Here is a 17,179-nt window from a genome sequence, read left to right as displayed (position 1 = left end):
GAAAGGGTCGAGTTACCCAATAGACATTTAGGCGAAGAGCGTTCAATGGGGGGTATTGTGGACGAGAAGACCGAGGAACTCCGGGACCTCTTCGTGGACGTGACCGGCGGGGAGACGGTCACGGAGGAGCAAGAGGAAGGCCGGGGGTCGCTCGCGAGCGACGAGAACGTCGACGAGCGACTCCGGGAGACCGTCTCGCAGATGCGAGCGCAACTCGGGTTCGCCACGTCGCTCGACGACGAGACGCTCGTCGAGGTCGTCCGAGGGTTCTACAGCGATGACTCGGACGCCGACATCGGTCGGCGGGTCGACGAACGGCCCAAGACGGTCGCCCGTGCCCGGACCGACCTCCACCTGCTGCGCGACACCGACACCGACCCGCCGTTCGACTTCGAGTCCTTCCGCGAGGCGCTCGACGAGACCGACGACACCGACGTCCTCGCCGACCGCTTCGACGTCAGCGCCTCCACGGTCCGTCGCTACCGTCGCGTCGTCGAGGCCCAGCGAGAGATTCGCCGCGTCAACGACCGGTTCCGCGACGAGTTCGAGAACCTCCTCCAGGACCGCGAACTCACCGAACGACTGACCGCCGACGCCCAGGAGGACGGACTCGACGAGGCGACCGAAGGACAGGAAGTGGACGTCGATTTCTGAGGCCGACGCGAACAGTCGAACGATTGTACAACTGTTCAACTGTCACCTCCGGCCGAGCCTTCAAGTACGAAAACGGCACCAGAGAGTCGCGTGTCCGAGAGAGTCCCCTTCCACGAACTCGCGACGGCGGCGTACTGCCCGCGGAAACTCTACTACCGGCGACTCGACGCCGAGTACGACCTGCCCGAAATCGTCGGCCGGACGCGCGAACTCGCGGGCGCGTACGACGCGCTCCTGGTCGGCGACCTCCACGAGTCGCTGGCGGATGCGCTCGTCGTCGACCCCGACGTCGCCTGCGACGGGATTCGCCACGCGTTCGAGCGGTGGCCGGGTCTCCGCGACCCGGTCGAGCGCGACGTCGTCGTGACCGGTCGTGACTGCCGCGGCCGCGTCTCGAAGGTGGTCGAGACCGACGAGGGTCTCGTCCCGACGTTCGTCTCGCCGGGAACCCCCGCCGAACGAGGCGTCTGGAAGCCCCAGCGCGTCCGGGCGACGGCCGCGGCGAAGGCGCTCTCGTGGCGCGAGGGCGTGCGGATCGACCGGGCGCTCGTCGAGTACCCTCGACACGGCGTCGTCCGACGGGTGCGGGTGACGGCCCACCGGTCGGCCGAGTACCGCCGGACGCTCCGCGCGGTCCGCGAACTCGACGGGCCACCGCCCCGCCTCCGAAACAGTTCGAAGTGCGACCCCTGTGAGGAGCGCGACCGCTGCGGGGTCAGAACCCGGTCGCTCGCCTCGCTCCTCGGCGTCGGCCGCTGACTGCCAGTCAGTGCTCGTCGAGCCACTCCTCGATGCGCTCGGCGTCGGCCCCGCGGCGGATGACCTCCTCGTTCGCGACGTCGACGACCGTACTCTCGACGCCGCCGGTCTCGCCGCCCGCCAGAACCACCGCCGTGGTCTCCCGAATCTCCGCGTCGAGGTCGTCGTGGTGGGTCACGCTCGGCCGGCCGCTCACGTTCGCGCTCGTCGCGGTCACGGGGTGGACGCGGTCGAGGAGGGCGAGCGCGACGTCGTGGTCGGGGACGCGGACGCCCACTCGCTCGCGCCCGCCCGTGAGTGCGTCCGGGACGACGTCGCGTTTCTCGCAGACGACGGTGACGGGTCCGGGGAGGAACGCGTCCATGAACGCCCGTTCGCGGTCGCTCGCGACGACGTACTGTGTGGCCGTTTCGACGTCCGGGACGCCGAGCGACATGGGCTTGTCTCGGTCCCGTCCCTTCGCCGCGAACGCCCGTTCGATCGCCTCGGGATCGAGGGCGTCCGCGCCGAGTCCGTAGACCGTCTCGGTCGGGTAGACGACGAGGTCGCCCGCACGGATCGCCGCGGCCGCCTCGCCGAGGTCGGCGTCGGAAATCATACCCGTGTGTTCGTGCCGCGCCGAAAAAAGGCTGTAGACTGCGGGTCCCGGCCGCTACAGTTCGCGGACCGCCTGCTCGACCGCCTCGTAGTCGGGGAAGTCGGGCCACTCCTCGGCGACCCAGGCGTACGCGACGGTCCCGTCCTCGTCGATCACGTAGACGGCGGGGCGGGGTTCCTCGACGCCGTGCATGCCGTCGAGGTCGTTGACGATGCCGTACGTCTCGGCGACGCCGTTCTGCGGGTCGCTGAACAGGCCGGCGAGGTGCTCGATGCCTCGCTCCTCGATGGTCTGTTTGTGCTCGTACGGCGAGGAGATGGAGAGGCCGGCGACCTGCACGCCGTAGTCCTCCAGGCCGAGGTCGACGAACTCCTGCCACATGTACGTGGTCGGGAAGGCGCCGTCCATCGGGTGGAAGAGGAGGACGACCGGCCCCTCCGCGAGGAGATCCGAGAGGGCGACGTCCTCCCAGTACTCGTCGGTGGCGAGCGGACGGGTGAAGTCCGGTGCCTCCTCGCCCTCGGCGACGTGGTCGGTCTCGGGGAGGTCGACGACGTCGAAGTCCACCATCAGTTCTCACCTCCGTCTCCGGCGCCCTCGCCGTAGGTCTCTTCGAGGTACTTCACGATGTTCGCGCTCTCGGCCATCGCGACGCCGGTCTCGTCGTCGATGATGGCCGGGACGGTCCGCATGCCGACGACGCGCTTGACGGCGTCGCGCTCGGCGTGCATCGGTTCGACGAACCGGGAGTGGTAGTCGAGACCGAGGTCGTTCAGTTTGCGAACGACGCGCTCGCAGTAGGGACACGCCTGCAGGCGGTAGAGCAGGATGTCCGCGTCGGTGTGTTCGGGTTTCGGGTCGGCACTTGACGCGCTCATGCCCGGTCGTTCGGACGTGCTCGGTGTAAACGTATTGCCCCCGGCGGAAACGGGTGGAAACTCGCGGGACTCGCCTGGAGGGTGGCTCCGCGGAAGAAATACTTTACTTACCGGCGGGCGCACCCTGTGGTATCGTGGGCATATCCGTATCTTCACTCTCGTTACTGCAGGTCGGGGTGTCGCTGGACCGGACGACGGCCACCCTCCTCGGAGCCGTGGCCATCGTGATACTCATGGGGCTCTCGGCGTTCTTCTCGTCGGCGGAGATCGCGATGTTCTCGCTGGCGCACCACCGGGTCGACGCCCTCGTCGAGGACGGCGTCCCGGGGGCGGAGACCGTCCGCGACCTGAAGGAGGACCCACACCGCCTGCTCGTGACGATCCTGGTCGGGAACAACCTCGTCAACATCGCGATGTCCTCCATCGGGACCGCCCTCTTCGCACTCTACCTCTCGCAGGGGAAGGCGGTCATCGCGGCGACCTTCGGCATCACGGCCCTCGTCCTCCTGTTCGGCGAGAGCGGTCCCAAGTCCTACGCCGTCGAGAACACTGAGTCGTGGTCGCTCCGCATCGCTCGACCGCTCAAGTTCTCCGAGTACGTCCTCCTCCCGCTGGTCGTCACCTTCGACCACCTCACCCGACTCGTGAACACGATCACGGGCGGGCGCGCGGCCATCGAGACGTCCTACGTCTCCCGCCAGGAGATCCAGGACATGATCGAGACGGGCGAGCGCGAGGGCGTCATCGAGGAGGAAGAACGCGAGATGCTCCAGCGCATCTTCCGTTTCACCAACACCATCGCCAAGGAGGTGATGACCCCTCGCCTCGACGTCGACGCCGTCTCGAAGGAAGTCTCGATCGAGGAGGCCATCCAGACCTGTGTCCAATCGAGCCACGAGCGCCTGCCGGTGTACGAGGGGAGTCTCGACAACGTCATCGGCGTCGTCTCGCTGCGCGACCTCGTCCGCGAGTACCTCTACGGCGAGTCCCAGGAACTCGAACTCGACGACCTCATCCAGCCGACACTCCACGTCCCCGAGTCGAAGAACGCCGACGAACTCCTCCAGGAGATGCAGGACGAACGCGTCCAGATGGTCGTCGTCATCGACGAGTTCGGAACCACCGAGGGTCTCATCACCACCGAAGACATCATCGAGGAGGTCGTCGGCGAGATCCTCGAAGGAGAGGAGGAACACCCCATCGAGTTCGTCGACGAGGAGTCGGTCATCGTCCGCGGCGAGGTCAACATCGACGAGATAAACGAGGCTCTCGACGTCGAACTCCCGGAGGGTGAGGAGTTCGAGACTATCGCCGGCTTCATCTTCAACCGCGCGGGCCGCCTTGTCGAGGAGGGCGAGACGTTCCGCTACGACGGCATCGAACTCCGCGTCGAGAAGGTCGAAAACACCCGCATCATGCAGGCCCGCGTCACCAAGACCGACGAGGCCGAGGAAGCGGAAGGAGAGTCGCTAGCCGAGGAAGCCGAAGAGGACTGACGACTCAGTGGAGACCGGCCAGTTCGAGTGCGAAGTAGACGCCGTAGCCGAACACGAGCGAGATCGCGAGCGACCCGATCCACGCGAGGACGGTGAAGCCCATCTTTCTCCGACTGATGCCCGCACGGCCGCCGGCCGCCAGTCCGCTCCCGACGATGGCCGAGACGATGATCTCGTTGAACGAGACGGGGATGCCGAAGAAGACGGCGGTCTGTGCGATGGCGAAACTCGGGATGAGCGCGGCGATGGAGCGCCGCGGTCCGAGCGAGGAGTAGTCCTGTGCGAGCGCCTTGATCATCCGCGGGGCCCCGGTCCACGACCCGGCGAGGAGTCCGATGCCGCCGCCGACGAGGACGTAGACGAGCGGGACGTCGTCACCGATGAGGGGGAGGAGCGGACCGACGGCGAGACCCACCTGACTCCCACCGGCCGAGAAGGCGACGAGCGCGCCGAGCGCGAGCAGGAAGTGACGTTGGGCGGCGTCCTCGTCGCGTGAGACGTCGTAGTGGACGACCGCCGTGGTCAGCGCGCCCAGCGCCAGCGTCACGGCGACGCGGGCGACCAGGTCGGAGAGGGGTCCGATGGAGGCGGCGATCGTCCGCGCGGCCGACCATCCGACGCCGGGCGGCCCGAGGAGGACGAACTTCACGTTCGCGAGGAGTGCCCCGACGAGTCCCGCGAGCAGCGGGACGGCCACCGCCTCGTCGGCCCAGTCGCGGAGGAGTCGCGCCGTGACGTAGGCGATGAACCCGCCGACGAACGGGACGAGGACCCACAGCGTGACGATCTGCTGGTACTTGGCCCACGCAGGTTCGCCGCCGAGCGCGAGTCCGGTCCCGACGACGGCACCGGTGACGGTGAACGCCGTGGCGATGGGGTAGCCCGTGAAGACGCCGAACGCGACGAGTCCCGCGGCCGTCAGGAGGGCGGCCGTCGCGGCGACCGGAGTGAGGGTGGCGCCGAGAATCAGTTGCTTGCCGACGGCCTCCGAGACGTTCGCACCCTGGAGGACCGCGCCGGCGAACCCGAGGATACCGACGAAGAAGCCCGCCCGCATCACCGAGATCGCGTTCGCACCGACAGCGGGCGCGAACGGCGTCGATCCACTCGAACCGGCGCCGATAGCCCACGCCATGAACAGGCTCGCGACCGCCGCGACGACGAGAGTCAGGAGTCCGGCGACACTCACCATCTATCTACACGTGCCGACCCGTCGGACCGACAAGAGCGTGTCGGCTTCAGTTGGTCGTCGACTTCACGCTCTCGTCGCGGTCTCGCTCCGAATCGGGCGTCTCGACACCTTCGACGGCCTCGACGTTCTCCGTCACTTTCTCCGTGTCGACGTGCCAGCGGTCGACGCGGTCGTCGTAGTCGCGGAGTCGGTCGCCGACCTCTTCTTTGAGGTCGTCGTCGTTGATGTTCACTTCGAGGGTAAACTCCTCTTGGCTCCGGACGCGGCGGAGGTTCGCGCTGACGAGTTCGTTGTCGAAGTAGTAGGGTGCCATCTGGGTCATCACCTTCCGGTAGACGGCGTCCTCGACCTTCCGGAGCGCCTTCCGGCCGGCGGTGTCGGCGGCGCGGGCGACGTAGTCGAGGGAGTCCTGCCACTTCTCGACGGCCTCGTCGGTGTCGGCCTCCTCGAGTTTCTCGTAGGACTCGGTGAGGTGCTCGCCGGCCGTCTGGAGGTCCTCGTCGGGCTCTTTGCCCGCTTTCTCGCCGGCGCCCTCCCCGACGCTGGCCTGCTCGGCGGTCTTCTCACTGACCTCCTCTTCGAGTTGTTCGTGTGACTTCGGCCGCCACTCGTCGAACTCCGCGACCGCGTCCTCGTCGGCCCCCGCCTCCCGCAGCGCGCGAGTGACCTGCTCCCCGAACTCGACGACCTCTCCCCAGTCGCCGCGGACTTTGAACCCCGAAATGCTCTCTTCCATTCGCTATCGAACGTTACGCCGTGGATTACCTTACTTGTTGTCCGTCACGCAGTGTCAAGGTGTCACCGACCGTAGGTGACGCGCGTCGCCCACCCGTCGAGTCGCTCCTTCACTCGCCCGAGCGCGACGACGTGACGGGACACGGAGCGGATCTCGTCCTCGTCGACCTCGATTCGGTCGCCGTCGAAGGGGTTCTCACCGTTCCCTTCCGTGAGGTCGACGGCCGTCGTCATCGAACAGCGGCCACAGGCCTCCGGAGCGTCGTCGTTCGTGCCCATACTGGATGTACGTAGGCGTGCCACCGGGTTCAAGGTTACGCCCCGTGCCACCACGCAACGGTGGCCTTTTGCCGTCGGACGCCCCTCCTTTCGGGTATGGGCTACCACGTTGTCGACCCCGAAGACGTCGAACCGACGCCGGACCGCCCGAGCGAACACCGCTCGATCAGCGACTACTGCGACCTCGAGAAGATGGCGCTGAACGTCTATCGCGTCGAACCCGGCGAGCCACTCCCGCTGGCCTACCACGTCCACGCCGAGCAGGAGGAGGCCTTCGTCGTCCTCGCGGGGACGCTCCACGTCGAGACGCCCGAAGGGGAGAAGGTCGTCCCGGAGGGGAACATCTTCGTCGCCGAACCCGAGAGCCCGCACCGCGCCTTCGTCCCGGAGGACGCCGAGGAGACGGTCCGAGCCGTCGCCATCGGCGCCCCTCCGGTCGACGACGTCCGACCGTACGAACCCGACGATGAGTGAGGAACGGTCGGGAGAGCAGACCGAGGAGATGGTCGACGTCGACGGCCACGAGGTGCCCGCCTCCCACGTACCCGACGACGTGCCCGAGTGGGACGACGAGTACCTCGACCGGGTCTCCGACCGACTCATGTTCAACTTCGACCTGGAGAAGGACTACCGCGTCCGCGGGGAGTCCTTCGACCTCTACGGCGAACTCCGGATGGAGACCGAGAAGCACTTCTTCCACCCCTCGCTCAACTACGCGAAACACCACGCCGAGGAACACCTCTTCACCCGCCGCGTCGACCACGTGTCGGTCGCGGACCTCGAACGACTCGTCGACCTCGGCCACGACCTCGCCGACGACGTCGACGCAGACGAAGAGCACTACGGGACGGACTTCACGTTCGTCCTCGTCGCGCCCGAGATCCCCGAGGACGTACGACAGTTCGTCGCGGGGTTCGAGGACCGGACCCTCATCAAGTTCGGCTACTACGGCCACTACGAGGTGAACCTCGCGGTCGTCGCCCCCGACGAAGAGGACGCGGTCGCGAGCGAGAACGCGGACGTCGTCGAGGCCTTCGCCCTCTGGCGCGACCTCCCCGTCCGCGAGGAACAGTCGTTCCTCCAGCGGGTCGTCGGTTGGCTCCGCTCGTAGGACACGAAGAAAGGAGAAAGACGGATTTTTCGAGCGGTTACTTCTGCCGACGGACAGAGTCCGTCGAGCCTCGGAGGCTTACGCCTCCTCACTTCCGTCGAAGAGGTTCGACAGCGTTCGGAACGCTACTCGCGTTGCTCGCCCCCGTCCGTCGCGGCGGGCTTCCCACTGCCGCGGGCCTTCTGGATGTTCTCGTAGCCCATCCGGGCCAGCGAGAGCGCGAGGCCGATGAGGACGAAGGCGATGACGATCTGCAGGACGATGGAGACGACCGCCATCGTCCCGTTGTTGGCCATCCACGTCGGGTTGAGGAGCTTCTCGGAGAGGTTGGTGACGAGCGCGAGGTACAGCAGGGCGAGGACGGTCGTGATGGACATCAGGACCATCGGGACACCCGTGCTGATGAGCTGTTTGGACTCGTCCCAGTTGGCCAGCCAGACGGTCGCGGTCAGGAGCGCGAGCGCGGCCAGTAGCTGGTTCGCGCCGCCGAACAGCGGCCAGAGTGACGACCACGTGCCGGAGGCGACGAGACCGTACGCGATGACGCACTGGAAGCCGGCGTTCGCGTAGCGGTTGGTTCCGACCTCCTGGATGGTGGTCTCGGGCGTGCCGACGATCTCCTCGAACATGTAGCGGCCGAGGCGGAGCGCCGTGTCCGTCGAGGTGAGTAGGAAGCTCACCATGACGAGCGCCATGAACACTTCACCGAACGCGAGCGGGATGCCGAGACTCGTGAGGATGATACCGCCACCCTCCGCGAAGTTCGGGAGCGCGCGACCGACGCCGCCGCCCGTCGTGACGCCGGCGATGGCGACGGTCGAGAGCGCGAGCGTCGCGAGGAGACCCTCGCCGAGCATCCCACCGTAGCCGATGACGCGCGCGTCGGTCTCCTTGTCGAGTTGCTTCGCAGTCGTCCCGGAGGAGACCAGCGAGTGGAACCCGCTGATGGTCCCACAGGCGATGGTCACGAACAGGACGGGGAACAGCGGTAGGTTCGCCGTCCCGAAGAACCCGTTGTACGCACCGATGGAGTCGCTGACCGTGAGCGACTGGACCGGGTTCGTGAGGAACGAACCGACGACGACTGCCACGATTGCCCCGCCGACACCCGCGTAGAGCAGGAACGACGAGAGGTAGTCACGTGGCTGGAGGAGCGTCCAGACGGGGAGGACGCTCGCGATGAACGCGTAGACGAGGATGATGGGCACCCACGTCGAGGCGGTCAGCGCGATGGGGTACTCGATGCCCACGAAGACGCTGGCGAAGACGCCGGCGACGAACACGACCGTCCCCGGAACGAACGGGAGGTCGAGTTGGTAGAGGTAGACGCCGAACACCAGTGCGAGCGCGATGTACAGCAGACTCGACGTCGCGGCCGCGGGGTACGCCTCGAAGACGACGCCCACGACGAAGGCGAATACGGCGACGACGAGGATGATGGTCAGGAACGCGAACCACAGGAGCATGTCCTTGCCGCGTTCGCCCACGTACTCGCCGATGATGTACCCGATCGACTTCCCCTCGTGGCGGAGACTGCTCGACAGCGCCACGAAGTCGTGGACCGCCCCGAGGAGCGGGTTCCCGATGGCGATCCAGAGGAGCGCCGGAACCCACCCCCAGATGACCGCCGCGGTGATCGGGCCGACGATCGGCGCACCGCCCGCGATACTCGAATAGTGATGCCCCAGGAGCACCGGCTTCTTCGCCGGTACGTACTCCTGTCCGTCTTCGTACTTGTGCGCTGGTGTCTCGCGGGATTCGTCGAGTTCGACGAACTGCGCGAGGTAGCGCGAGTACCCGAGGTACCCGATGCTGAACACCACGAGCACGAAGAGGACCATCCAGACGATTGATACTGCCATGTTACAGACCCTCAGGCAGTCCAAAACCGATGAACGAACATAAAGGTTGTTTTTATATTCACCGGCCAGTCGGCGATTAAACCGTTCTATCGTGGGAAAATCAGCGATTCTCGCCGGGACTTCGTGACGTGTCGTCCGGTTGTGGGGTGTCGACCCCGATCGCGAGTTCGTCGGCGACTTCCGCGAGCAGCGCTCCCTTCACTTCCTCGACACGCGACTCGATTTCGGCGACGACCGGGATGTCGAACGTCTCGTATATCTCGTCGATGCGTTCGCGCTCGGTCGCGACGCGCTTGCGGAGGTAGGTCGCACCGCGTCCCTCCTCGTCCGGGTCGGGTTCGGGCGTGAGTTTGTTGAGGACGAGTCCGCCGACGTCGAGTTCGTACTCCCCGAGCGTTCCGACCGCGCGTTCGGTCTCGCGGATGGAGAGTTCGTCCGGATTGAGCACGAGGAAGAAGGTGGCGTCGTCGCGCAGCGTGTCGTGGGCGAACTCGAACTTCTCCTTCCGGGATTCGAGGTGCGCGATGATGGGGTCGTCCTCGGCGCGCTTCTCGGGTTCCCTGCTTCCGATGGCCGCCATGTCGTACAGTCTCATCGCCTGCTGGCGCTTCTCGATGAGTCGGTCGATCCAGTCGGCGAGGAATTCCGGGAGCGAGAGGAGTCGGAGCGTCCCGCCCGTCGGCGAGGTGTCGAAGACGACGCGGTCGTAGTCGTCGGCCTCGCGCATCACCTCGATGACGCGGTCGAACAGCGCGGCCTCCGTCGCGCCCGGCGTGTTGTGTGCGAGTTCGACCTGTTTGTCGATCTCCTTGACGACGGTCTGACTCACCTGTTCGGCCATCGAACGACGGACGTCCTGGAGGTGGTCGTCGACCTCCTGCTCGGGGTCGATCTCCATCGCCCAGAGGTGGTCGTGGCCCTCGACGGGCCGGGGGTCGTCGCCGAACTGCTGGTCGAACACGTCGGAGGTGCTGTGTGCCGGGTCGGTCGACACGAGCAGTGTGTCGAGACCGGCGTTCGCACACTTCAGACCGTAGGCGGAGGAGACGGTCGTCTTGCCGACGCCGCCCTTGCCGCCGAAGAACGTGAACGTGCTCATCAGAAGTGGAAGTGCCCCTTCCAGTCGAGTACCGACTCGCGTTCCCACATGCGTCGCTCCCACGCTTCGAAGTCCTCCGCGAGATACGGGAGGAGTTCGGCGGTGTAGTAGGAGGCCGGCGTCGGGATGCCGAACGCGTCGGCGAAGCACGCGAAGAAGAACGCGTCTTCGAGGTCGTGCGCCTCGTCCTCGATCTGTTCGAACGCCGGGTGTTCGAGCATCCCGTGTTTGAGGCCGTGGAGCCACTCCTCGACGGAGTCGCGGACCCGTGCGAACTCCTCGTGAATCGTCATGGGTGTCGCTAGCGCCTGCGTGGGAATAAACACCGTGGTGCGGACGACTCCGCCGCCGCCTTCGTCGCCTCCGCTGTCTCCACCGCCTCCACTGTCTCCGTTGCGCTCACAACTCGGCGGCGAGTGCGTCCAGTGCCCGCTCCAACTCCGAACGGCGCTTCCACGCGGCGATTCGGTCGGTCAACGACGCGAGCGGCAGGCCCATCGAGACGGACGAGCGCATCGTCACCTCGGTCCGCCCCTCGCCCGCCTCTTCGAGGATCACCTCCGTCCGCATCGCGTCGAAGGGTCCCTCCGTCCCTACCTGCTCGTAACTGTAGCCGGAGGCCGTCTTCCGGACGTCGAACGTCGCGGTGACGGCGCCAGCGGCGGACGCGGTGACCGTCCACTCCCCGTCGCCGCCGGTGACGTCGAGGACCCGGAACGTCCCCTCGTTCTCGACGAGTTCGGCGGGGCCGAGGTGGTGGCGGACCCGTCCGGGCGGCGCGTCGACGACGCGGGAGACTTCGACCGTCTTCATGTCCGTCCCTCGGCGGCCGAGTGGTTTAGAGGTAGTGGAGGGCGGAGAGGGTCGCGAGCAGGAGGGCGACGACGAGACCGCCGTAGAAGAGCCGTTCGAGTCGGTAGGCCACTGGAACCTCGATAGGGGTGTCAGCCGGTCGTCCGGTCACCACGAACCGGTGGTAGGCGAACCCCGCCGTCCCGAGCGCCGTCCCGGTCGCGACGAGGAGCGCGGCCCACAGCGGGACCCCGAACGTGAGCAGGTACCCCGGGACGAACGAGTAGGCGACCAGCACTCCAGTCGCCGAGACGACGCCGAACGGGACCGGGTCGACCGCGTCACCGTCCCGGTTCTCCATGATGCGTGTGAACGTACGACGTCGACTCGCTTGAACGTTGTCGCCGCGGGTGCGTTCGGTTCACTCACACGACCGCTCGCGTTTCGGTACTTTAAGGCTCCGCGGACTCCGAATTCCGGGTATGCCCATCGAGGACCGCGACAACGCCAGCGTCATCACCCACGCGCTCGCCAAGCACACGCTCTCGCGACTCCGCGACGTCGAGACCGAACAGGTCGCCTTCCGCAAGGGTCTCGTCAAGCTCGGGCGCATCTGTGGCTACGAGATCATCGACGGCGCGATGGAGACGGAGTACGTCTCGATCGAGACGCCGCTCACCGAGACGACCGGTGAGAAGGTGAAGGGACTTGACGACGTCGTCATCATCAACGTCCTCCGCGCGGCGACGCCGTTCGTCGAGGGACTGCTCAAGGCGTTCCCGCGCGCCAAGCAGGGCGTCATCTCCGCCGGGCGCGACGAGGACGCCGGCATGGTCGACGGCCAGTTCCCCATCACCATCGACTACGTGAAGCTCCCCGAGATCACCGAGGACGACACCGTCATCGTCGCCGACCCGATGCTCGCCACCGGGTCGACGATGTGCACCGTCCTCGACCACGTCCTCGACGACCAACCCGACCCCGAGGACCTCTTCGTCCTCTCGGCCGTCTCCGCCCCCGACGGACTCCTCCGCGTCACCGAGCAGTTCCCCGAGGCCGACCTCCTCACGGTCAGCATCGACGACCACCTGGACGACGACGGCTTCATCGTCCCCGGTCTCGGCGACGCCGGCGACCGCGCGTTCCGGACGCGCTGACGCCGACGAACCCCACCTATAAGCCGCCCGCGCCCCTCTCCACCCGCTATGAGCGACTCCGAGCCTTGCGACGACTGCGGGGAGCCGACGACCGACGCGCTCTCGCGGACCGTCCGCCTCACCGTCGACCGCTCGCAGATCGACGCCCAGCGGCTCTGTCCCGAGTGCTTCGCGGAGTGGATCGACCGCTACGAACGCGAGATGCAGTCCGAGACGCAGGTCATCTCCGACGACGGGACCGACATAATCGTGGACTAAAAAGCCCTCCGCGAGCGCGCCCACGAGCGCGCTCGCTCCGCTCGCGCGAACCCATCGTGAGGGGAAGAGGCGAACTCGACGACGCGATGTTGGTCGAGTGGGATTGAGATCCCCCTGGAAGTGAACTGGATGGAAACTAGACAGTTTCCACTGGACACTCGACATCAAATCGGCTCTGGTACGGTCCGGTAGAGACGGGACGATCTGACCTCTAGATTGACCCAATTTGCTAGCAATCGGTGGTCAGCTCAATTTGGTACGAACCAACATAGGCAACAACGAGGAACGCAGGAGGCCCGACGGCCAACAGGCCCAAATGAAATCCGATAATCTATCTGATGTATGGAGCCGTTTTATACCGGACGACAATTTACAGCTCTCATTCTAATATCCGCTATCACATATGTTGTATTTGCTGGTATATTTGCTATCGTGGACGCATTCAATCGCGAATTTGAGCTATTATTGACCATCTTAGCAACTTTTGTCGTGTGGGGTATTTTCGCCTATCAGTTCACACAACGAGATACTATCCTACCGAGTTCATTTCATCAAGACGATGAGTTATAGGTGAGTGTCGTCACTTCAATCCTCACGACATTCTCCAGTACGGAGGCGCACTCGTCCGATTACCAGTTTCGACGAGAGATGCCCCTAATTGATAGGATTATGATATGACTGACTGGTCCTACTCGCGGTAGTTCTTCACCGCCATCGCCAGACAACCGACGACGAGCAACGCGGCGAACACGCGGGGGACGGTTCCGGTCGAGATGGAGAAGATGTAGGCCTCGACGCCCGCGAGCGCGAGCCACGTCACCGGGTGGGAGATTTCGAGGAGACTCATTGTCCGATGCAGGGCCTCGACGCGGATAACCGTCCCGTTGCCCGTGGCGCTCGAAAATTCTCGTCTCGCGTCGAACCCCTTCGCTTCACCTCGAAAACCCCCATACGGGAGTGGTGTCGGGGGCGGTCACGTTCGTGTCGAAACGCACCTCTCGCGGCCGGATTTACGCGTCAGTATCGACGGGTGTCGAAGCGGCCGTGCCCGGTTCCACACCTACGCCGAGTCCGCGTCGTCCGTCGACCCGGAGAGACCCGCGTCGGGGTCGCGTTCGAGCGCGGGCGGGACGTCCGAGTAGTCGCTGTAGCCGTCGAACCAGCGGACGACGCGCTCGATGCGGTCGACGACGTGGGCGGGTTCGCCCGACCGCGAGAGTTCGTGGCCCTCGCGGGGGTAGCGGACGAGGCGGGTGTCGACGCCGTTCTTCCGGAGGAAGAGGTAGAACATCTCGCCGTTGTTCACGGGGACCCGGTAGTCGTTCTCGGCGTGCATCACGAGCGTCGGGGTCGTCACCTGGTCGACGTAGGCCGCGGGCGACTGCTCCCAGAGGAACTCGGGTTCCTCCCAGGGCGTCGTGCCGAAGTCGCCCTCGACGAGTTTGAACGCGTCCGTCGACCCGTAGAAGGAGGCGAGGTCGTAGACACCGCGCTGGGCGACCGCGCCGTCGAAGTAGTCGGTGTGGCCGACCAGCCACCCGGTCATGAAGCCGCCGAAACTCCCGCCCGTGACGAAGGTGTTCTCCTCGTCGACGTACTCCCGAGAAGCGACTCGTTCGACGCCGTTCATCACGTCCGTCGTCGTCACCTCGCCCCAATCGCGCTCGATGGCGGTCGCGAAGTCCTCGCCGTAGCCCGTCGACCCGCGCGGGTTACACCAGAAGACGACGTACCCCGCCGCCGCGAGGGCCTGGAACTCGTGCCACATCGTCCCCGCGGTGCTCCACATCGCGTGGGGGCCGCCGTGGATCTCGACGGCGAGCGGGTACGTCTCGTCGGGGTCGAAGTCCGGCGGGGTGAGCACCCACCCCTGGACGTCCCACCCCTCGGAGTCGAACCGGAACTCCTCGGGTTCGCGGACGGCCCGCTCGTCGAGGTAGTCGGCGTTCAGGCGCGTGAGGCGGACCTCCTCGGCACCGCCGGGCGTGGCGGCGAACACGTCGCTCGGGTGGTCCCACTCGCTGGCGGTGACGGCGACGGCGTCACGACCCACGTCGAACCCGTCGACGTGGCGGTCGCCGAGGACGGCCTGTGGGTCGGCGGAGCCGTCACCGGGAACGCGCCAGAGGGTCACGCTCCCCTCGTCGGGCGTACAGAAGTAGAGCCGACGTTCGTCGTCACCCCACTGGAGACCGAGGGCGCTCACGGTCCGGTCGAGACCGTCGGTGAGGACGGTCGTCCGGTCGGTCGCCCGGTCGTACACCTCGACGTCGGCCTGGCGCATCGACGCGCCTTCCTCGGGAGTCCGGGTGTAGGCGAGGCGACCGTCCGTCGTCGCCGCGAGTTGGGGCAGCCACCCGGTGGTCTGGAGGACCTGCTCGGTCCCCTCGGTGTGGAAGTCGTACGCCTCGACGTCGAAGACGAGGCTGTCGTCGGCGTCGGCCTCGCGCTTGACGTGGTAGTAGAGGGTGTCGACGTCGCCCCACTCGGGCGCCTCGAAGTCGTAGTCGCCGTCGGTCAGACGCTCGACTTTCTCGGTCTCGCGGTCGTAGACGTAGACGTGGCTCCGGGTGTCGTCGAGGTACTCCTCGTGCTGGCGGTAGATGTGCCGGTCGACGACTCGCGGGTCGGGCGTCTCTCGCTCGTAGTCGGGGTCGCGTTCGAGGTCGTGGCCGACCTCGCGCTCGGTGGGCGTCGACCGCTGCGTGAAGGCGACTCGCCGCCCGTCGGGTCCCCACGCGAGGTCGGAGACGCCGCCGACGACGTCGGTCACCTTCTGGGCCTCGCCGCCGTCGGTAGGCACGACCCACAACTGCGGTCTGTCGGTCTCCTCGCCGCGGGTGCTCACGAAGGCGAGGTGGTCGCCGTCGGGACTCCAGCGCGGTTCGGCGTCGACGCCCTCGGCGACCGTGAACTGCCGTGGTTCACCCCCACCGATGGGGACCACGTAGACGGTCGATTCGTACTCCTCGTCGTCCTTCGGCACCTTCCGGACGAAGGCGACGCGCTCGCCGCCGGGGGCGACCCGCGGCGTCGAGGCTCGGGCGATGTCGTGGTAGTCGCTCGCACGAACGGTCTGCATAGTCGTGGGTGCGCCGGCGGAGAGAAGGTGGTTTCGGTTCGGGTAGCGGTCGGCTCGTAGATTGAATTATTTGCTAATATTCTCGGAGCTATTGATTCTCTATACGAATATTCCTGTCTCAGTGACGTCTTCAAGGCAAAAATCAACGACTATATATCGTGATGGTGGGCTATGGGGACTTATGACGCAATTCGATCGACGTGATTTCGTGAAGGCCACCGGCGTCGCGGGCATCGCTGCCCTCGCCGGGTGTTCCGGCGGCGGAAGCTCCGAGACGCGCCTGTCGTGGCACGCTGGCGGGACCGGCGGGACGTACTACCCGCTCTCGAACGAGATCAAGAAGATCGTCGAGGACAACACGGAGTACAAACTCCAGGTCCAGTCGACCGGTGCCTCCGTCGAGAACGTCGGGAGCCTGATGGACGGTTCGGCGAACTTCGCGCTCATCCAGAACGACGTCGCGTACTTCGCGAAGAACGGGACCGGCATCGAGGCGTTCAAGGGCGAACCCGTCGAGAACCTCCGCGGCGTCGCCACCCTCTACCCGGAGACCATCCACCTCGTCACCCTCGCGGAGACGGGTATCACCTCCCTGCAGGACCTGAAGGGCAAGCGCGTCAACACCGGTGACCTCGGCTCCGGGACGCAGGTCGACGCCCTGAAGATCCTCAACGCCGTCGGCATCACGACCGACGACTTCGAGGAGCAGAACACCTCGTTCTCCCGCGCCTCGGAGCAGCTGAAGAACGGCGACGTCGACGCGACGTTCACCGTCGGCGGCTGGCCGGTCGGTGCCATCGCTGACCTCGCGACGACCGAGGACATCCGTATCGTCCCCATCGACGGCGAGCAGCGCCAGAAGATCAAGGACGCCGCGTCCTTCTTCGCCGACGACGAGATTCCCGCCGGAACCTACGACGGCGTGAACGAGGCCGTCCCGACCGTCGCGGTCCAGGCGATGATCGCCACCCGCGCCGAGGAAGACGCCAGCGTGGTCGAGAACGTCACGAAGGCCATCTTCGAGAACACGGACCAGCTGACCATCAAGACCGACTTCATCTCGAAGGCCAGCGCACAGGACGGCATGTCCATCGAACTCCACGAGGGCGCGTCGGCCTACTTCGGCTGAACACGTCCCCGTCCGCACCGACCGACCTCCCTTCACTATGTTTCGCGACACCCTCCCGCTCGACCACCGCGAGTCCGCACAGCGGGTGCGCTCTCTCG

The 17,179-nt window shown here is 66.1% G+C and carries 21 protein-coding genes; 8 read left to right on the top strand and 13 right to left on the bottom strand.

What is annotated here, in order from left to right:
- Nucleotides 1–57 precede the first annotated feature (57 nt).
- Complete coding sequence (locus P0Y33_RS12560; protein WP_279527734.1) at nt 58–654, top strand: conditioned medium-induced protein 4; 597 nt, start codon at nt 58–60, stop codon at nt 652–654.
- A gap of 90 nt (nt 655–744) precedes the next feature.
- Nucleotides 745–1,413 carry a CRISPR-associated protein Cas4 gene (locus P0Y33_RS12555; protein ID WP_279527733.1) on the top strand — a complete coding sequence of 223 codons (669 nt, stop codon included), beginning with the start codon at nt 745–747 and terminating at the stop codon, nt 1,411–1,413.
- Nucleotides 1,414–1,420: 7 nt separating this feature from the next.
- Here P0Y33_RS12555 and P0Y33_RS12550 read toward each other — a convergent pair whose 3' ends face one another.
- From P0Y33_RS12550 to P0Y33_RS12540, 3 genes are read right to left on the bottom strand one after another with little or no spacing between them, the layout of a single operon-like run.
- On the bottom strand, nt 1,421–2,011 hold the full coding sequence (locus P0Y33_RS12550) for an L-threonylcarbamoyladenylate synthase (RefSeq protein WP_328518008.1): 591 nt from the start codon (nt 2,009–2,011) through the stop codon (nt 1,421–1,423).
- Between the two features lie 54 nt (nt 2,012–2,065).
- Nucleotides 2,066–2,581: a redoxin domain-containing protein gene (locus P0Y33_RS12545; RefSeq protein ID WP_279527732.1), complete on the bottom strand. Its 516-nt coding sequence runs from the start codon at nt 2,579–2,581 to the stop codon at nt 2,066–2,068.
- On the bottom strand, nt 2,581–2,889 hold the full coding sequence (locus tag P0Y33_RS12540) for a glutaredoxin family protein (RefSeq protein WP_279527731.1): 309 nt from the start codon (nt 2,887–2,889) through the stop codon (nt 2,581–2,583). Before P0Y33_RS12540 ends, P0Y33_RS12545 begins: the two co-directional genes overlap by 1 nt.
- A 176-nt stretch (nt 2,890–3,065) precedes the next feature.
- Between P0Y33_RS12540 and P0Y33_RS12535 the strand changes: the two genes are divergently transcribed.
- Nucleotides 3,066–4,385: a hemolysin family protein gene (locus tag P0Y33_RS12535; RefSeq protein WP_382218356.1), complete on the top strand. Its 1,320-nt coding sequence runs from the start codon at nt 3,066–3,068 to the stop codon at nt 4,383–4,385.
- 4 nt (nt 4,386–4,389) lie between these two features.
- Here the strand turns inward: P0Y33_RS12535 and P0Y33_RS12530 are convergent, their stop codons facing one another.
- The 3 genes from P0Y33_RS12530 to P0Y33_RS12520 form a co-directional block, all read right to left on the bottom strand.
- The gene (locus tag P0Y33_RS12530; RefSeq protein ID WP_279527729.1) at nt 4,390–5,577 is read right to left on the bottom strand and encodes an inorganic phosphate transporter; all 1,188 of its coding nucleotides are present in this window, start codon (nt 5,575–5,577) and stop codon (nt 4,390–4,392) included.
- 46 nt (nt 5,578–5,623) lie between these two features.
- Entirely contained in the window at nt 5,624–6,313 is a 690-nt protein-coding gene (locus tag P0Y33_RS12525) for a DUF5828 family protein (protein WP_279527728.1), read from the bottom strand.
- A gap of 62 nt (nt 6,314–6,375) precedes the next feature.
- Nucleotides 6,376–6,591 (bottom strand): hypothetical protein, encoded by a 216-nt coding sequence (locus P0Y33_RS12520; RefSeq protein WP_279527727.1) that lies wholly within the window; start codon nt 6,589–6,591, stop codon nt 6,376–6,378.
- A 96-nt stretch (nt 6,592–6,687) separates the two neighbouring features.
- Here P0Y33_RS12520 and P0Y33_RS12515 point away from each other — a divergent pair, with 96 nt between their 5' ends.
- The gene (locus P0Y33_RS12515; protein WP_279527726.1) at nt 6,688–7,065 is read left to right on the top strand and encodes a cupin domain-containing protein; all 378 of its coding nucleotides are present in this window, start codon (nt 6,688–6,690) and stop codon (nt 7,063–7,065) included.
- Nucleotides 7,058–7,702, top strand: a complete 645-nt coding sequence (locus P0Y33_RS12510) for a hypothetical protein (protein ID WP_382217895.1) — start codon at nt 7,058–7,060, stop codon at nt 7,700–7,702. Before P0Y33_RS12515 ends, P0Y33_RS12510 begins: the two co-directional genes overlap by 8 nt.
- A gap of 125 nt (nt 7,703–7,827) precedes the next feature.
- Here P0Y33_RS12510 and P0Y33_RS12505 read toward each other — a convergent pair whose 3' ends face one another.
- The 5 genes from P0Y33_RS12505 to P0Y33_RS12485 all read right to left on the bottom strand — a co-directional run bounded on the left by P0Y33_RS12505 (nt 7,828) and on the right by P0Y33_RS12485 (nt 11,816).
- Nucleotides 7,828–9,564, bottom strand: a complete 1,737-nt coding sequence (locus tag P0Y33_RS12505) for a carbon starvation CstA family protein (protein WP_279527725.1) — start codon at nt 9,562–9,564, stop codon at nt 7,828–7,830.
- Nucleotides 9,565–9,664: 100 nt separating this feature from the next.
- Nucleotides 9,665–10,663, bottom strand: coding sequence for an ArsA family ATPase (locus P0Y33_RS12500; protein WP_279527724.1), 999 nt, complete (start codon nt 10,661–10,663; stop codon nt 9,665–9,667).
- The gene (locus tag P0Y33_RS12495) at nt 10,663–10,956 is read right to left on the bottom strand and encodes a hypothetical protein (RefSeq protein WP_279527723.1); all 294 of its coding nucleotides are present in this window, start codon (nt 10,954–10,956) and stop codon (nt 10,663–10,665) included. Before P0Y33_RS12495 ends, P0Y33_RS12500 begins: the two co-directional genes overlap by 1 nt.
- Nucleotides 10,957–11,062: 106 nt before the next feature.
- Complete coding sequence (locus tag P0Y33_RS12490; RefSeq protein WP_279527722.1) at nt 11,063–11,476, bottom strand: SRPBCC family protein; 414 nt, start codon at nt 11,474–11,476, stop codon at nt 11,063–11,065.
- Between the two features lie 25 nt (nt 11,477–11,501).
- Nucleotides 11,502–11,816 carry a hypothetical protein gene (locus tag P0Y33_RS12485; protein WP_279527721.1) on the bottom strand — a complete coding sequence of 105 codons (315 nt, stop codon included), beginning with the start codon at nt 11,814–11,816 and terminating at the stop codon, nt 11,502–11,504.
- 121 nt (nt 11,817–11,937) lie between these two features.
- Between P0Y33_RS12485 and upp the strand changes: the two genes are divergently transcribed.
- Both upp and P0Y33_RS12475 read left to right on the top strand, forming a co-directional pair.
- Nucleotides 11,938–12,612, top strand: coding sequence for a uracil phosphoribosyltransferase (gene upp / locus P0Y33_RS12480; protein WP_279527720.1), 675 nt, complete (start codon nt 11,938–11,940; stop codon nt 12,610–12,612).
- 48 nt (nt 12,613–12,660) lie between these two features.
- On the top strand, nt 12,661–12,870 hold the full coding sequence (locus P0Y33_RS12475; protein ID WP_279527719.1) for a DUF7569 family protein: 210 nt from the start codon (nt 12,661–12,663) through the stop codon (nt 12,868–12,870).
- A 688-nt stretch (nt 12,871–13,558) separates the two neighbouring features.
- Here the strand turns inward: P0Y33_RS12475 and P0Y33_RS12470 are convergent.
- The gene (locus P0Y33_RS12470) at nt 13,559–13,717 is read right to left on the bottom strand and encodes a hypothetical protein (RefSeq protein ID WP_279527718.1); all 159 of its coding nucleotides are present in this window, start codon (nt 13,715–13,717) and stop codon (nt 13,559–13,561) included.
- A gap of 213 nt (nt 13,718–13,930) precedes the next feature.
- A complete protein-coding gene (locus P0Y33_RS12465) occupies nt 13,931–15,952 on the bottom strand; it encodes a S9 family peptidase (RefSeq protein WP_279527717.1) in 2,022 nt (673 codons plus the stop codon).
- 181 nt (nt 15,953–16,133) lie between these two features.
- Here P0Y33_RS12465 and P0Y33_RS12460 point away from each other — a divergent pair, with 181 nt between their 5' ends.
- Nucleotides 16,134–17,081 (top strand): TAXI family TRAP transporter solute-binding subunit, encoded by a 948-nt coding sequence (locus tag P0Y33_RS12460; RefSeq protein ID WP_279527716.1) that lies wholly within the window; start codon nt 16,134–16,136, stop codon nt 17,079–17,081.
- Nucleotides 17,082–17,179: the final 98 nt, after the last annotated feature.

It is taken from the genome of Halospeciosus flavus, assembly GCF_029814175.1.
In the GTDB taxonomy this organism is placed as follows: Archaea; Halobacteriota; Halobacteria; order Halobacteriales; family Halobacteriaceae; genus Halospeciosus; species Halospeciosus flavus.
The sequence above is the reverse complement of the archived record's forward strand: the minus strand, read 5'-3'. Positions and strand labels throughout refer to the sequence as shown.

What these genes read in the sequence shown, in the direction of transcription:
- P0Y33_RS12485 (WP_279527721.1), bottom strand. Translation starts at nt 11,816, where the DNA reads ATGGAGAACCGGGACGGTGACGCGGTCGACCCGGTCCCGTTCGGCGTC.
- P0Y33_RS12525 (WP_279527728.1), bottom strand. Translation starts at nt 6,313, where the DNA reads ATGGAAGAGAGCATTTCGGGGTTCAAAGTCCGCGGCGACTGGGGAGAG.
- P0Y33_RS12505 (WP_279527725.1), bottom strand. Translation starts at nt 9,564, where the DNA reads ATGGCAGTATCAATCGTCTGGATGGTCCTCTTCGTGCTCGTGGTGTTC.
- P0Y33_RS12475 (WP_279527719.1), top strand. Translation starts at nt 12,661, where the DNA reads ATGAGCGACTCCGAGCCTTGCGACGACTGCGGGGAGCCGACGACCGAC.
- P0Y33_RS12470 (WP_279527718.1), bottom strand. Translation starts at nt 13,717, where the DNA reads ATGAGTCTCCTCGAAATCTCCCACCCGGTGACGTGGCTCGCGCTCGCG.
- P0Y33_RS12520 (WP_279527727.1), bottom strand. Translation starts at nt 6,591, where the DNA reads ATGGGCACGAACGACGACGCTCCGGAGGCCTGTGGCCGCTGTTCGATG.
- P0Y33_RS12540 (WP_279527731.1), bottom strand. Translation starts at nt 2,889, where the DNA reads ATGAGCGCGTCAAGTGCCGACCCGAAACCCGAACACACCGACGCGGAC.
- P0Y33_RS12530 (WP_279527729.1), bottom strand. Translation starts at nt 5,577, where the DNA reads ATGGTGAGTGTCGCCGGACTCCTGACTCTCGTCGTCGCGGCGGTCGCG.
- P0Y33_RS12550 (WP_328518008.1), bottom strand. Translation starts at nt 2,011, where the DNA reads ATGATTTCCGACGCCGACCTCGGCGAGGCGGCCGCGGCGATCCGTGCG.
- P0Y33_RS12460 (WP_279527716.1), top strand. Translation starts at nt 16,134, where the DNA reads ATGACGCAATTCGATCGACGTGATTTCGTGAAGGCCACCGGCGTCGCG.
- P0Y33_RS12495 (WP_279527723.1), bottom strand. Translation starts at nt 10,956, where the DNA reads ATGACGATTCACGAGGAGTTCGCACGGGTCCGCGACTCCGTCGAGGAG.
- P0Y33_RS12500 (WP_279527724.1), bottom strand. Translation starts at nt 10,663, where the DNA reads ATGAGCACGTTCACGTTCTTCGGCGGCAAGGGCGGCGTCGGCAAGACG.
- P0Y33_RS12545 (WP_279527732.1), bottom strand. Translation starts at nt 2,581, where the DNA reads ATGGTGGACTTCGACGTCGTCGACCTCCCCGAGACCGACCACGTCGCC.
- P0Y33_RS12465 (WP_279527717.1), bottom strand. Translation starts at nt 15,952, where the DNA reads ATGCAGACCGTTCGTGCGAGCGACTACCACGACATCGCCCGAGCCTCG.
- P0Y33_RS12510 (WP_382217895.1), top strand. Translation starts at nt 7,058, where the DNA reads ATGAGTGAGGAACGGTCGGGAGAGCAGACCGAGGAGATGGTCGACGTC.
- P0Y33_RS12490 (WP_279527722.1), bottom strand. Translation starts at nt 11,476, where the DNA reads ATGAAGACGGTCGAAGTCTCCCGCGTCGTCGACGCGCCGCCCGGACGG.
- upp (WP_279527720.1), top strand. Translation starts at nt 11,938, where the DNA reads ATGCCCATCGAGGACCGCGACAACGCCAGCGTCATCACCCACGCGCTC.
- P0Y33_RS12515 (WP_279527726.1), top strand. Translation starts at nt 6,688, where the DNA reads ATGGGCTACCACGTTGTCGACCCCGAAGACGTCGAACCGACGCCGGAC.